The sequence below is a fragment of the Desulfitobacterium sp. LBE genome, assembly GCF_007830365.1.
GTDB classification, from domain to species: domain Bacteria; phylum Bacillota; class Desulfitobacteriia; order Desulfitobacteriales; family Desulfitobacteriaceae; genus Desulfitobacterium; species Desulfitobacterium hafniense.
Genome location: NZ_VLKD01000001.1, coordinates 4,564,132 through 4,577,983 on the forward strand (window position 1 = coordinate 4,564,132; position 13,852 = coordinate 4,577,983).

Annotated in this window: 14 protein-coding genes; 13 read left to right on the top strand and 1 reads right to left on the bottom strand. The window is 49.0% G+C overall.

The window, feature by feature from the left end:
- Positions 1-5: 5 nt before the first annotated feature.
- The 7 genes from DESLBE_RS21465 to DESLBE_RS21495 all read left to right on the top strand — a co-directional run bounded on the left by DESLBE_RS21465 (position 6) and on the right by DESLBE_RS21495 (position 6,281).
- Positions 6-473, top strand: a complete 468-nt coding sequence (locus DESLBE_RS21465) for a formate hydrogenlyase (RefSeq protein ID WP_011460860.1) — start codon at positions 6-8, stop codon at positions 471-473.
- Positions 474-589: 116 nt separating this feature from the next.
- Positions 590-862 (top strand): YabP/YqfC family sporulation protein, encoded by a 273-nt coding sequence (locus DESLBE_RS21470; RefSeq protein ID WP_015945147.1) that lies wholly within the window; start codon positions 590-592, stop codon positions 860-862.
- Positions 863-894: 32 nt separating this feature from the next.
- Complete coding sequence (yqfD, locus tag DESLBE_RS21475; protein ID WP_011460858.1) at positions 895-2,106, top strand: sporulation protein YqfD; 1,212 nt, start codon at positions 895-897, stop codon at positions 2,104-2,106.
- Positions 2,107-2,141: 35 nt separating this feature from the next.
- Positions 2,142-3,113: a PhoH family protein gene (locus tag DESLBE_RS21480; protein WP_005816443.1), complete on the top strand. Its 972-nt coding sequence runs from the start codon at positions 2,142-2,144 to the stop codon at positions 3,111-3,113.
- A gap of 13 nt (positions 3,114-3,126) precedes the next feature.
- Positions 3,127-5,367 carry an HDIG domain-containing metalloprotein gene (locus tag DESLBE_RS21485; RefSeq protein ID WP_144678175.1) on the top strand — a complete coding sequence of 747 codons (2,241 nt, stop codon included), beginning with the start codon at positions 3,127-3,129 and terminating at the stop codon, positions 5,365-5,367.
- A 39-nt stretch (positions 5,368-5,406) separates the two neighbouring features.
- Entirely contained in the window at positions 5,407-5,880 is a 474-nt protein-coding gene (ybeY, locus tag DESLBE_RS21490; protein ID WP_144678176.1) for an rRNA maturation RNase YbeY, read from the top strand.
- A gap of 17 nt (positions 5,881-5,897) precedes the next feature.
- Entirely contained in the window at positions 5,898-6,281 is a 384-nt protein-coding gene (locus tag DESLBE_RS21495) for a diacylglycerol kinase family protein (protein WP_144678177.1), read from the top strand.
- A gap of 51 nt (positions 6,282-6,332) precedes the next feature.
- Here the strand turns inward: DESLBE_RS21495 and DESLBE_RS26685 are convergent, their stop codons facing one another.
- Positions 6,333-6,500: a hypothetical protein gene (locus DESLBE_RS26685; RefSeq protein ID WP_172625475.1), complete on the bottom strand. Its 168-nt coding sequence runs from the start codon at positions 6,498-6,500 to the stop codon at positions 6,333-6,335.
- 342 nt (positions 6,501-6,842) lie between these two features.
- Between DESLBE_RS26685 and DESLBE_RS21505 the strand changes: the two genes are divergently transcribed.
- From DESLBE_RS21505 to fdnG, 6 genes are all read left to right on the top strand, one after another.
- Positions 6,843-7,262: a cytidine deaminase gene (locus tag DESLBE_RS21505; protein ID WP_005816436.1), complete on the top strand. Its 420-nt coding sequence runs from the start codon at positions 6,843-6,845 to the stop codon at positions 7,260-7,262.
- Between the two features lie 322 nt (positions 7,263-7,584).
- Positions 7,585-8,496, top strand: coding sequence for a GTPase Era (gene era / locus DESLBE_RS21510; RefSeq protein WP_011460854.1), 912 nt, complete (start codon positions 7,585-7,587; stop codon positions 8,494-8,496).
- 5 nt (positions 8,497-8,501) lie between these two features.
- Positions 8,502-9,158, top strand: coding sequence for a deoxyribose-phosphate aldolase (gene deoC, locus DESLBE_RS21515; protein WP_015945142.1), 657 nt, complete (start codon positions 8,502-8,504; stop codon positions 9,156-9,158).
- Positions 9,159-9,193: 35 nt separating this feature from the next.
- The gene (gene recO, locus DESLBE_RS21520; protein ID WP_011460852.1) at positions 9,194-10,015 is read left to right on the top strand and encodes a DNA repair protein RecO; all 822 of its coding nucleotides are present in this window, start codon (positions 9,194-9,196) and stop codon (positions 10,013-10,015) included.
- Positions 9,978-10,439, top strand: a complete 462-nt coding sequence (locus DESLBE_RS21525; protein ID WP_011460851.1) for a DUF4342 domain-containing protein — start codon at positions 9,978-9,980, stop codon at positions 10,437-10,439. The genes recO and DESLBE_RS21525 overlap by 38 nt, the downstream gene beginning before the upstream one ends.
- Positions 10,440-10,801: 362 nt before the next feature.
- Entirely contained in the window at positions 10,802-13,852 is a 3,051-nt protein-coding gene (gene fdnG / locus DESLBE_RS21530; protein ID WP_144678178.1) for a formate dehydrogenase-N subunit alpha, read from the top strand.

A 13,852-nucleotide genomic window follows, 5' to 3' on the forward strand; every position in this document is an offset into this window, starting at 1 on the left:
AGCTCATGTGGAATTTGCTGAAACGAAGCTTGAAGATGGGTCGGTTAAGTGAAAAACGATTGGAGCAGGGCGAGGCCCACCTCCGTTCCCTCCGTCAATCCTGGCATATCCGGCACCTGGATTGCGGTTCCTGCAACGGGTGTGATTGGGAAATGTCCGCCCTTCTCAACCCTATCTATGACCTGCAGCGCTTTGGGTTGGATTTTGTAGCGTCTCCGCGCCACGCGGATATTCTGATGTGCACCGGCCCCATGTCCACTCATCTGATTCAGGCTGCGCTGGCAACCTATGAAGGGACCCCCAACCCCAAAAGGATCATTGCCGTAGGGGATTGTGCCCTGGATGGGGGAATGTTTAAAGAGGCTTATGCAGCCCATAATGGTGTGGGAGAAGCGTTACCTGTGGATATCAAGATTCCGGGCTGCCCTCCCTCACCGGATGAGCTGCTGAAGGTCCTGCTTCAGTTAAAATGAACAGATGTAGAATCAGGACATAATCCGTAAGATCTTTTGCCTGCTTTGTCCTTCAAGCTTGGACTATTTAACCTCCTTCCTTCATAAACATGGTTTTAGAAGGGAGGAGGTTATTTATGTTGGATAAACTCACCAAAAATGTAGGGGAAGCGCTGGATTTTCCCCCGGATGTTGCCGGAAACGGGCCGCGTATTACTGTTACCGGCCGTCAGGAAGTTCTTGTGGAAAACTACTTGGAAATCGTTGAATTTACGCCAGAAGAGATTCTTTTACATACAACGGAAGGCCAGTTAACGATTACCGGCAAGGAACTTGTGCTTAAGACAGTATTGGCAACAGAGCTATGGATTGTCGGACAATTTACAGCTTTAGCTTATGCGCAAGGTTGAGTTTTTGTATACTATAGAGGAGGGGACTCCAAATGATTGCTAGGTTCCGAGAGTTTCTGCAAGGGCGTGTTCTTTTTGTGGCCCGGGGAAATCAGCTGCCTCGATTTATTAATGAGGGAATACGCCAGGGCATTGTATTCTATAAAACCCAGCGCTCAGAAAAAGGCGTAAGAGCCCAAGTGAAGATTCAGGACTTCCGCCGCTTAAAGCGGCCTGCCCGCCTGACTCATACCCGAGTGCGCATCGTGGCAAAATACGGATGGCCTTTTGTAGCCGCACGCTGGTGGCGGCGGAAGTTCTTATTGGCTGGGATTATGATTATCGGTGTGGCACTGGCTGTCTTGTCCCAGATGATTCTTTCTATTTCCGTGTCGGGGAATACGACGATTTCCAGTCAGGAGATTTTTGACAGCGCCGAAAAACATGGACTCAAGACGTGGACGCGGCAGGATTCCGTGGATTTAAATGAAGTTTCCAAACTATTGGTTGAGGAATTCCCGGATGCCGCCTGGGTCGGTATCAGCAAACATGGCACTCGTGTGGAGATTAAAGTAGTGCAAAAAGTCCGTCCTCAGGTTCCGGGTGAAGCTGGGAATTTAGTAGCCAGCAAGGCTGGATTAGTTCAGCAGGTTATGGTCATCCAAGGGACGCCGCTGGTTCATGAAGGGGAAATTGTCAAGCCGGGGCAGGTCCTGATTCAAGCACCAAGAGCTATCCACAATCCCAGCGCCAGACCGCGAACGGACCGCCAGCTGCAACAAAAGGATTATATTCCTGAAATAGTTCCCGCTGCTAAAGGCTTTGTACGCGGGAGGGTCTGGTACAGTGCCGAAGCTGTGGTGCCTTATGATGAGGAACGGATCATTGAGAGCGGAAATGTTGCCAAAGGCTGGGGTATAAAATTCGGTGCACGAGTCATAATGGTAACAACACCGGAATCGCCTTTTAATTTGGTCAAAGAGGAAGTTCAATATCATGGGGTAACCTTATGGAGGAATTGGCGGCTTCCTGTCGAAATAGTATCTGTGCAGTATAATGAACTGCAGAAGAAGCAGATTGAACGAAATGAAATGGAAGCTCGCCAGGCCGCAGAGGAATTGGCACGGGCGGAAGTCCATGAGACGATTTCCCCGGGAGCTCGTATTCTGGAGGAAAAGGTTCGTGTCTTGGAACAGGCTGACGGTGAGCGCGTGCGCATTGAAGTAGAGTCGTATGAGGATTTAGCGGTTTACCCGGAGGAATAATTCGTGTAGGAGTTTTAGCACCAGGGGGCGAAAAATTGACGAAAGAAGCAAAGGTCTATTTGCAGGATGCCACTGAAGCAATGAACTTGCTTGGGACGGAAGATGCTCATTTGAAGATGTTGGAGAAACACTTGGGGACACGGCTGGTGGTGCGTGGGGAAGAAATGACCATTACCGGAAGTGTCGATGAGGTTGACAAGACGGAAGCTGTGGTTAAGGAGCTGTTGGACATGGTTCGGCAAGGGCACCTTTTGACTCCCGCAGGCGTTGCTTATGTTATCTCCCAAGTGGAAGAAGGTCATGGTCAAGGCATGGCTGATGCTCTCGCCAAGGTTATTGCCACCACTCACAGGGGGCGCCCCATTAAGGCGAAGACATTGGGCCAGGCAAAGTACCTTGAAGCCTTAGAGAATCATTCCATTGTCTTCGGCATCGGACCGGCAGGTACAGGAAAGACCTATTTAGCTGTAGTGATGGCCGTATTGGCTCTGCGGGCTAAAGAGATTAACCGTATTGTACTGACCCGGCCGGCAGTTGAGGCGGGGGAAAAGCTCGGTTTTTTGCCAGGAGATCTGCAGGAAAAGGTGGATCCTTATTTAAGGCCTCTCTATGATGCTCTTTATGACTTGCTGGGGCCGGAGACGACACAGCGCTATGTTGAAAAGGGGACCATTGAGATTGCTCCTTTAGCCTATATGCGGGGCCGTACTCTGGATGATTCTTTTATGATTTTGGACGAAGCTCAGAACACCACTCCTGAGCAGATGAAGATGTTCCTGACCCGCCTGGGGTATGGGTCCCATGCCGTGGTTACAGGAGATGTGACTCAGGTGGATTTGCCCCGGGGCCATTATTCCGGTTTAAAAGAAGTCCAAAATATTCTCAAAGGCCTACCGGATATTTCTTTTCATTACTTTACTGCTGCCGATGTAGTACGCAATCCTCTCGTTCAAAAAATTATTCAGGCTTATGAAAAGGCTGAAGAAACTTCAGAACCAGGTCAGTGAAAGAAGGATGCGTTTGAACATTCGTAGATTAGGCTCCTTAAAGCTTTTTTCTGATATAAGCACCACTTGGCGGCATATCCAGGTACTGGTGGTGTGTTTTGTGCTGTTCACAAGTATTCTGTCTTCAGGACTCTTTGTCTCCAAACTTCACCTGAAGTTGGGTGATCCCAGCCCTCAGCTTGTGACGGCTCCTTATGAAAAGAATATTGAGGATTTAAAAAAGTATTACCAGGATCAAGAAGCGGCGGCGGAGGCGGTTAAGCCGGTTTATACCCAGGATGAAGAGTATCTGACCAGCATTTCCCGGGATTTGAGCACGGCTTTTACTGCTTTGGAGGAAGCAATAGCCAGTGATGAAGATAAGGCAGATGTGCTGAAAAAACTGCGTCAAGTTGCTCCTTTTAATGTTCTGCCCCAGGAAGCACTGGAAGGCCTGTTGGATTCCTCCCTGGATTTATTGGAAGAAAAAGAGCAGAAAGCCACGGAAGTTATTTTAGTGAATGCCCGCGGTAAGGAGACAGGTGCCCACACACCTCAAGATGTCCCTGCCTTACGCCAAAAGATTAAGCAGGATATTAATGAAGCCTCTTTCCCGGACGAGTTCAAGGCTTTTCTCAACGAGTTCGTGGATGCTAAAATCACTCAGCCCACCTTGCTGGAAGATACAGAGGCTACAGAGAAATTAAGGCAGAACGCACGGGCTTCGGTACTCATGGAATCGCAGCGTTATAAAGCCAATCAAAAGATCGTCGGACCGGGAGAAATTGTTGACGAGAAAATCATGCAGGTTCTGGTGGGCTACGGACTGGTTGAGAACCAGTCTCCTTGGCGTTCTGTTGCCGGTATCGCCTTGATTGTCTTAGCCAGTATCGTTACTATGACATTTTATGCTCATCAATACCGGAAAAACGTTTCCGATATATCTAAAAAATTGCTGCTCATTGCTTTAATGATGTTCCTGGTCCTTGCTATGGGGAAAGCGGTCATCTCCCTGAATCTGGGGGATGCCGAATATAATGCCATGACCGGTATCTTGATCCCTGTGGCCTGGGCTACTATGACCATCGCCATTCTGGTGGATGTGGAGATAGCTTATTTTTCGGCGGCACTTTTGTCTGTATTTGTGGGTTTATTGGCTGATCCCACTATGTCTACCCATTCGGGTTGGCTGATTGCTCTGATCGCCTTGTTTGGCGGCTTTATTGGTGTTCATAGTGTCTCCCTATTAAGCCAGCGATCCGATTTGGCCCGGGCGGGACTTTATATTGCAGCATTCAATGTGCTTACGGCCAGCTGTATTGCTTTAATCTCAGGAATGGGTATCTCTGCCTGGCTGATCAGCATCGGTTTAGGGATTGTGAACGGGATTTTTTCCTCAGTTCTTGCGGTGGGAACTCTTCATTGGTTTGAGACTGGTTTTGGAATTACCTCGGCAGTACGCTTATTGGAACTCTCCAATCCTAACCGCCCCTTGTTGAAGCGGCTTTTGATGGAGGCGCCGGGTACTTATCACCACAGTGTGCTGGTGGGCAACCTGGCGGAAGCAGCGGCAGAAGAGGTACAGGCCAATGCGATTTTGGTTCGGGTAGGAGCCCTATACCACGACATCGGCAAACTGAAGAGGCCTTATTTCTTTATTGAGAATCAGTTCGCCCAAGATAATCCTCATGATAAAATAGCTCCCACTCTCAGCGCCTTGATCATCACCTCCCATATAAAAGACGGGCTGGAGATGGCCAAGGAAGAAAATCTGCCTCAGGTCCTCCAGGACATTATTGCCCAGCACCATGGGGATAGTGTCGTCAGCTTCTTCTACCATAAAGCTATGGAAGATAACGCTAATGTCCCCGAAGAAGCCTTCCACTACGAAGGGCCTAAGCCTCAGACCAAAGAGGCCGCCCTGGTCCTTCTGGCAGATAGTGTGGAAGCGGCAGTTCGTGCTATGAAACAGCCCACGCCAGGGCGTGTTGAAGGCTTGGTTCGTAAAATCATCAAGGACAAGCTTAATGATGATCAGCTTAGTCAGTGTAATTTGACCTTCCAGGATTTAGATAAAATTGCCACCGCTTTTGTCCGGATTTTGAGCGGCATCTTTCATTCCCGGGTAGAGTACCCCGATATGCATACCAAACAGCTGCCGGAACCGGGGAAGCTTGAGGATGTCCGGGAGATGGAGCAAGAGGAGCTTGCTGCGGAAGGAGAATCCGCGGAAGCAAAAGGAGAATCCAAGGCGGAAAAAGCTGATAATTCGTAATGGAAGGGGGTGAGGAGCCGTTTAGGCGGTTCCGCACCGATGTATTTGGATATTAATTGGGAAGAAGGCTCCATTCCTGAAAATGAGCGTGGATCACTTACAGGGCTTTTAGAGCAGGGAATTGCCAAGGCCGTCCATTTATCCGCGGAGTCCGAGGAGGCTGAGGTCAGCCTGACCTTAGTGGATGATGCCAGAATCCATGAACTGAATCGAGATTATCGTGGCGTGGATCGGCCAACCGATGTGTTGTCCTTTGCCCTGCAGGAGGAAAGGTCGGATGAACCTGACATCCTGGATTACGAGGACCATCTGCTTGGTGATATAATTATTTCAGTGGAGCGGGCCAGAGCTCAGGCTATTGATTATGGCCACTCCTTTGAACGGGAACTGGTCTATTTAGCGGTCCATGGAACTCTCCACCTTCTGGGCTATGATCATATGGAAGAAGCGGATAAAGAGGAAATGCGCCGGCAAGAAGAAGCGGTAATGAGTCAAATCGGTCTTTTGCGTTAAGGTAAAGGAAGATGACTATGGGACAATATCATAAAAAACCTTCCAACTGGGAAAGCTTTGGCGATGCTTTTCAGGGAATTCTCTATAACTGCAAAACCCAGAGACATTTTCGCTTCCACTTATGCACCGCCGCATTAGTTCTGCTCATTGCTGCTTGGCTGGGACTGGAGCGCTGGGAATGGGTGATTTTGCTGCTGACCATGGGCAGTGTCATGGCAGCAGAAGCTTTTAATACGGCGGTGGAGCTTGCCGTAGATTTAGCTGAACCAAACTTCAACCCACAGGCCGGCTTGGCTAAGGACGTAGCGGCCGGGGCGGTTTTGATCACGGCGATCATAGCGGTTGCTGTCGGGGTCGTGATTTTTGGGCCTCGTTTAGCCGGCCTGCTTGGGCTGAGTTGAAAAAGGCCTTCGGAGGCGGAGTTTCCAGAAGGCTCCGGATGTCGTCGGGAGTCACCGGATGTCTCCAGGATTTTGCTTTACATCGGTCGCTCCATAAGCTGCGCGGACAAAACTAACGCTCAAGCCCTCCGCTCCGAAAGGTGCCCCGCCAAATCGCTCCTCGAAAGCACTGCTTTCGCACTTGTTCTCAATGGCGGGTTGGAAACGTCCTGTTTCCAACCTTTCTCTGCTGCAGGCTTTTCGCGAAGTTTTGTCTCCGCTCGCTTAAATTCGCTTCCTACCGTAAGGCAAAATCCTTGGGCTGCTTTTCGGGCCTGAGCGAGTGGGGCGTTGTGGGAATGCGGGGCAGGAAGCTTTGCCTGAGCGGCTTTTTCCGCCTTTACCGACGCCGCTTAAGCGGCAGAGTCGGCTGCTGGGAGAAAGCTCCAGGAAAGCTGGACAGCAGAGCTTAAGAAGACCAGCAAACATGACTTTGAAAAAGCCCTGTAAGCCGTAGCTTTACGCACAAAATCCAAGATTCAGGACTAAGCCCCAAGAACCCCGCAAACGAAAGGAGCCGCTATGGACTCACCAGAACAAATTTCTCCAGAGCTAATCGAAGAACTAATCCGCCGGGCCCAGAAAGCCTATCAAAGCGCCTATGTCCCCTATTCCAACTATCCGGTAGGAGCTGCTACCCTTTGGGAATCCGGGCGCATCATCGCCGGATGTAATGTGGAGAACGCCAGCTATGGCTTAACTATCTGCGCGGAGCGCAATGCTGTTTTCCACAGTGCCTATCATGGAGAGCGCCGCTTGAAGGCGGTGGCAGTGGCAGTGCCCACGGATGCCTTTCCTTCGCCCTGCGGTGCCTGCCGCCAGGTGTTGCGGGAGTTTTCCCAGGATTGCCTGGTTATTTTAGTCAATGGCAAGGGGCAAACTAAGATGACCCGCTTGAGCGTTTTGCTTCCTGATTCCTTTGGCCCTGAATTCTTAGGTTAGGCCTTGGCTGGAATTTTTCTAAAACGGTCAGAAAGTATAGGCTGGCGCTGGATAACTTTGCAAGCATAAGTGCAACCAGCGCCTTTGCCTCATTTACGAGCATGGGGTTAAGGCAAACAAAGTATGAAGACAATATCTTCGGGCGAGGCGGGTTTTCTTATTCAAACAGGGCTAGTCCGTTAAAAATTGCCCTTTGCGAAATTTGCGAAGCTAGCTTAGTAAAATTCAGAATGGCCGGATTTTCAACTACCTTTGCAGCCTATCCCTATAACATAGATACCAAAGCAGTCATAACGATTAAACATTAAGGAAGTGAGCAAATTTGCACGGTTCTGAACCTAATAGAGATTTTCGCTCGGGATTTGTCACAGTGGTTGGCCGTCCTAATGCCGGAAAATCTACATTACTTAACCAACTTTTAGGGCAAAAGATTTTAATCATGTCCGATAAACCTCAGACCACCCGGAATAAGATTCATTGTATACTGACCGAGGAAAGAGGGCAGATCGTTTTTCTGGATACGCCGGGAATTCATAAGCCTAAGCACAAGCTGGGCGAGTTTATGGTGGATTCGGCTTTGGAATCCCTCCGGGAAGTGGATCTTATCCTGTATATGGTGGATACGACCGCTGAGTTTGGTGCCGGCGAGGAATACATATTAGAAAATCTCAAGCACGTAAAGACTCCCTGTATTCTTCTGCTGAATAAAATTGATCTTATTGAAAAAGATAAATTATTAAAGCTTATTAAGGACTACTCTGCTTTGAAAGATTTTCTGGCGATTCTTCCTATTTCAGCTAAAACCGGAGAGAATAAGGATGAACTGCTGAAGCTGATTTTCAAAGAAATGCCTCAAGGGCCTATGTATTATCCTGAGGATGAAGTCACGGATCAGCCGGAACGCTTTATTATGGCGGAGCTGGTGAGGGAAAAGGTGCTTCAGCTTACCCGGGATGAAGTCCCTCATTCTATTGCCGTCGTTGTGGAGAGTGTGGAAGAAAAGAAAACCCTGATCAAGGTCCGTGCCCTGATTGTAGTGGAACGGGATTCCCAAAAAGGCATTATCATCGGTCATGGGGGAAGTCTCCTCAAAGAAATCGGTCGTTTAGCCCGCCAGGATATTGAGACCCTGTTGGGCAGCAAGGTCTTTCTGGAGCTCTTTGTCAAGGTTGAGAAAGATTGGCGCAATCGGGGAAGGAGTCTCCGGGAATTCGGATATTCGGATCGGAGTTAGAAAGGATGAGAACAATGAACTTAGCAGGCATGATCGATCATACACTTCTCAAACCGGAGGCTACAGAAAAAGATATTGTGAATCTATGCCATGAAGCCAAGCAGCACAAATTTGCCACAGTCTGTATTAATCCGGCCTATATCTGCACTGCCGCCAAGCTTTTACACGGCAGCGGTGTGGGAGTAGCCACAGTCATCGGCTTTCCTTTGGGAGCGACCATGACGGAGATTAAAGTTCAGGAAATTTTCGCCGCTAAAGCACATGGTGCCCGGGAAGTGGATATCGTGATCAATATAGGCTGGGCGAAATCGGGCAATTGGGAAGCTGTGGCGAAAGATATAACACGGGCTGTGGAAGCGGCTCATTGCTGTGGTGTCACGATCAAGGTCATCATCGAAACCTCTTTGCTTACTGAAGAGGAGAAGCAAAAGGCGGCAGAGATCGTCAAGGCATCGGGAGCGGACTATATCAAAACGTCCACAGGCTTTGCCGGCGGCGGAGCTACCGTGGAAGATGTACGCAATCTGAAAGCCTGGGTGGGTCAATCCGTCAAAGTGAAGGCTTCGGGAGGAATACGTTCCCGTGAGACCGCGTTACAGATGGTGGAGGCCGGAGCTGATCGCCTGGGAACGAGTTCCGGCGTGCAAATAATCACGGTATAAGAACGGGATATTTACAAAGACTATGAGGTGAAGATGTGGGAGTTTACCACGCCGATGCTTTGGTGATTCGAAGCCGGGAGTATGGAGAATCAGACCGTTTGCTCACTTTATTTTCAAGAGAATACGGGAAAATCCAAGCTGTTGCCAAAGGGGTGCGTAAACCGAAAAGCCGTCAAAGAGCAGGAGCCCAGCTGTTTACCTATGCAGAATACCTATTACATAAAGGTAAGTCACTGGATACTGTCAACCAGGTCAGCCCCAGGGAGAGCTTTCCCCATTTATGGACGGACTTAGATATGAGCATGGCGGCTACGGCAATGGCAGAGCTTCTTGATCTGGCAACTCTTCCCGGACAACCTCATCCGGAACTGTTTACCCTCACCTTTTCCAGTTTATTTCTCGTGGAAAGCTGTGATCCGGCTTTGGTTCAGTGTACCTACGCTTTGAAGCTGATGAATTATCTCGGCTATCGCCCGCGTTTAGTGGAATGTGCCGAGTGCGGGCAAAGAGTTCAAGGGGAGCGGTTATTATTCAGCCCGGACGCCGGTGGGGTAGTTTGCCGCCAATGTCAAACTCAGGGAAGTTCTCCCGCCGTCGGGAGATGGGTCAGTGGGGGAAGCCTAGGGCTAATGCGCCAGCTTCTTCAAGGAGAGCTGGAAAAATTGAACCGGCTGCGCTGGAACCAATGGAGCAAAAAAGAGATCCTTGAGGCCTCACAGTATTTTTGCGAACAAACCTTAGATAAATCCTTAAGATCTTGGAGTATGGGGAACCGCTTGGTCAACGTGGGACAAAACCCAAGCGGAAAGGATGATTTAAATGAGCGAAGAGATGTGGACGGAACTGGAGAAAGTTGATATTCTGTGCGACCGCTTAAATCTAAGCTATGAAGAAGCCCGCCGTGCCTTGCTAAGGTCCAACGGGGATGTGATTCAAGCGTTGGCGGATTGCGAAAGAGAGAAAGCCCTTGAAAATGGGATGGTGGGAAAGATGTGGAGCGGCACCAAGAATCGTTTCAACAAGCTTTGGCAAACCCAGGTTAAACTCAAGCACAATGACCATACCGTATTCAGTATCTCTGCTCCCCTTGGCCTTGCCATAGGCTATATGGTGTGGAGACGGCCTGCTCTGCGGGTGCTCGGCTTGGCGGGAGCAGCCATGGCAGCTATGCAGAATTATGAACTGGAACTGGAGTCCATGATGGATGATCATGAGTTTGAACCCTATTATCATGCATCTTACCCCATGAGCTATCATGAAAATGAAATAGGACTTCAATAGGCAAAAGACTTCGGAGAAATGTACTCTCCGGAGTCTTTTCTTATTGAAGCCTTCAGTGCTTATCTGTATTATTTACGGAATAAACAGAAAGTAACTGAAAGTTATCACTTTCTTTATTGTCTAAATTATTTGACAATTCTTATGTCCTATGGCAGAATAGAAAATATATTTTTTCGTTATTGAAAATAAATCTAAAATTCATAGGGGTGATTTTTGACATTTAAATAAGAGATAGTTATTTAAAATATTCACATACAAAACTGCTTTCTTAACACTAGAAAAGACAGTTAATGAGGGGTTTTACGTAAATTTTTGTTTCGGCGAAAGCCGGGGCAATTGTAATAATAAGAGGGGGAGAGTAAATGGAAGTAACTCGTCGTGGGTTCCTTAAGCTTTCTGGGGCATCCCTGTTTGCTTTGGCTTCCGGTCTTGGCTTTGATCCACAGATCGCCCAAGCCCAGGGATTTAGTCTTAGAATTGAAGGAACAACTAAGATTCCTAGCATCTGCCATTTCTGTTCCGGCGGGTGCGGTTTGCTGCTTCATATTAAAGACGAAAAACTCGTTTATCTGGATGGAGACCCGGATAATCCGGTGAATTCCGGTGCCTTGTGTCCGAAAGGGGCCAGTTTGGGTCATGTGGCCAATGCCAAGGACCGTGTCACAAAGCCCAGATACAGAGCTCCCGGGTCCAGCGATTGGCAGGATATTTCCTGGGATGAAGCGATTAATAAGATCGCCTCAAAGATCAAGGAAGTTCGTGACACAACCTGGATGGCTACGGAAGAAATTGGTGGTACAGCCTACAATGTAAACCGCGCTGATGGCATTGCCGTTCTCGGTTCAGCCGAAGTGGATAATGAAGAATCCTACCTGATCAAGAAACTGTCCGAGCTCATCGGAACACCTTATAACGAACACCAGGCCCGGATATGACACGCTCCCACGGTGGCAAGTTTGTCACCTTCATTTGGCCGCGGAGCTATGACCAATTCCTGGACGGATATGCAAAACACGAAATGCTTCCTGATTGCGGGCAGCAACTGTGCGGAGAATCATCCCATAGCTATGCGTTGGATCAATAAAGCCAAAGAAAACGGCGCCAAGGTGATCGTGGTGGATCCACGGTTTACCCGTACCGCCTCCCAAGCAGATATCTTTGCCCAGGTTCGTCCCGGTGCGGATATTGCTTATTTAAATGCAATCATCAATTATATCTTAGAGAACAAACTCTATGATCAAGACTATGTACTCAACCATACCAATGGGCTGTACAAGATCAGTAAAGACTTTAAATTTGCCGATGGACTGTTTTCCGGATTTGATCCCGAGACCAAAAAGTATAATTTTGACAGCTGGGCTTATCAGCTTGATGCCGAAAACAAACCGGTGAAAGCGGAAAGTCTGGATGATCCTGATTGCGTATTTGGCAAGCTTAAAGAGCATTTCTCCCGTTACACTCTGGAAGTAGGGGCCGATATCAGCGGTATACCTGCTGAAAAAATTAAAGAAATTGCTGATACCTTCTGCAATACCAGACCAGGCAGCATTCTTTATGCACTGGGCATGACCCAACACACCACCGGCGTTCAGGGAATCCGCAGTTACGCGATCATCCAGCTGCTTTTGGGCAACGTAGGTAAAGCAGGCAGCGGCATCCAAGCCTTGCGTGGTGAGCCCAATGTTCAAGGCTCCACCGATATGGCCAATCTCTTTAATAACCTGCCGGGTTACTTGCCGGCCCCGGTTCATACGGATAAGGATCTGCGCAGTTATCTGGTGCGCAGCGGCTCGGCTTTTGAAAGGCATATTGTCTCTCAGCTCAAAGCTTGGTTTGGCGAAAATGCCACTAAAGAAAATGATTATTGCTTTAATTACCTGCCTAAGTACAACTCAGGCAAGAATTACAGCATGGTAAAACTTTGGGAAGCTGCCAATAACGGACAATTCAAAATGCTGCTTAACTTTGGCTCGAATTCCATGGTATCCATCCCTAACCGGCAAATCGTCCGTGAAGGCTTGGCAAAGCTGGATATGCTGGTCATCGCGGATGTTTATGAGGTTGAAACCGCCCAATTCTGGCGTGAAAAGGATCCGACCACAGGCGAGCTCCTGGTCGATCCGGCCAAAATCAACACAGAAGTCATCCTGCTTCCCGCAGCTTTCGTTTATGAAAAAGGGGGCACGCTATCCAACTCCGGCCGCTGGATTCAGTGGAAGGATGCTGCTCTGAAGCCGCCAGGGGAAGCTAAGCCTGACCTGGATATTCTGGATCATATCTACCATAAACTTAAAGAACTTTATGCCGGCAGTACCGATCCTAAGGATGAACCCATTCTCAAGGCCCGGTGGGACTATGGTCATGAACCGGATCCGCTGAAAGTTCTCCAGGAGATCAGTGGTTATGATGAAACAACCGGTAAAGTGCTGCCTACCCTGGCTGATTATTTAAAAGCTCCTATCGGCTCAGCTTCGTCAGGCTGTTGGATTTATGCCGGTGTTACAGGCAATGGCAACCTGGCTGCCCGCCGGGACAACAATGATCCCTCGGGGCTTGGTCTATACCGCAATTGGAGCTTCTCCTGGCCGGGTAACATCCGCATCCTTTATAATCGCGGCTCCTGTGATATGAACGGTCAGCCTCTGGATGAGAACCGCAAGCTGATTTGGTGGGATGCGGCCAAGAATTCCTGGGAAGGCAATGACGGTGCCGATGTGCCGGACAAAACCAAAGGCCCGGATACCCCGGAAGGGAAACAGGTTTTCCGCATGAATCCTGAAGGAGTAGGCCGCTTATTCACTGCGAAATATTTCAGTGGAATTCCTGCCACACCCGCAGCGGATGGCTTACCCCATATTGGCGTTAGGCCGGCCGGTCAATGTAATGACGGTCCTTTGCCGGAGTTTTATGAGCCGGTGGAAAGTCCGACGGTCAATAGTCTGCATCCGGATGTAAGCTCTAATCCTACCGTGCCCATCCCGAACTTCCTGCCTGGTGTTACGAACCATGGCAGCAAGGAAGATTTCCCTTATGTACTAACGACCTATGCCTTAGTTGAGCATTTCTGCGCAGGCGGGATTACGAGAAATATTCCCATGCTCAATGAGCTGATGCCGCAGCCCTTTGCCGAGATCAGCAAAAACCTGGCCCAAAAGATCGGAGTCAAAGAAGGGGACATGGTAGAAGTATCTTCTGCCCGTGGCAAAGTTCAAGTAGTCGCTCTGGTAACGGACAGAATTCAGACCTTAAAGATCAACGGTCAGGATTCCGAAACCATTGGTATGCCTTGGAGTTGGGGCTTCGCATCCCTAAGTCCCGGACCGACGACCAACAACCTGACCATCAGCGCCATCGATCCCACTGCAGGCACCCCGGAATATAAATGCTGCCTGGTCAACATAAGGAGGGCGTAG

Excerpts from the sequence above, each read along its gene's own strand:
- DESLBE_RS21470 (WP_015945147.1), top strand. The coding sequence starts at position 590 with ATGTTGGATAAACTCACCAAAAATGTAGGGGAAGCGCTGGATTTTCCC.
- DESLBE_RS21465 (WP_011460860.1), top strand. The coding sequence starts at position 6 with ATGTGGAATTTGCTGAAACGAAGCTTGAAGATGGGTCGGTTAAGTGAA.
- DESLBE_RS21525 (WP_011460851.1), top strand. The coding sequence starts at position 9,978 with ATGAGCGAAGAGATGTGGACGGAACTGGAGAAAGTTGATATTCTGTGC.
- ybeY (WP_144678176.1), top strand. The coding sequence starts at position 5,407 with ATGTATTTGGATATTAATTGGGAAGAAGGCTCCATTCCTGAAAATGAG.
- yqfD (WP_011460858.1), top strand. The coding sequence starts at position 895 with ATGATTGCTAGGTTCCGAGAGTTTCTGCAAGGGCGTGTTCTTTTTGTG.
- deoC (WP_015945142.1), top strand. The coding sequence starts at position 8,502 with ATGAGAACAATGAACTTAGCAGGCATGATCGATCATACACTTCTCAAA.
- DESLBE_RS21495 (WP_144678177.1), top strand. The coding sequence starts at position 5,898 with ATGGGACAATATCATAAAAAACCTTCCAACTGGGAAAGCTTTGGCGAT.
- DESLBE_RS21505 (WP_005816436.1), top strand. The coding sequence starts at position 6,843 with ATGGACTCACCAGAACAAATTTCTCCAGAGCTAATCGAAGAACTAATC.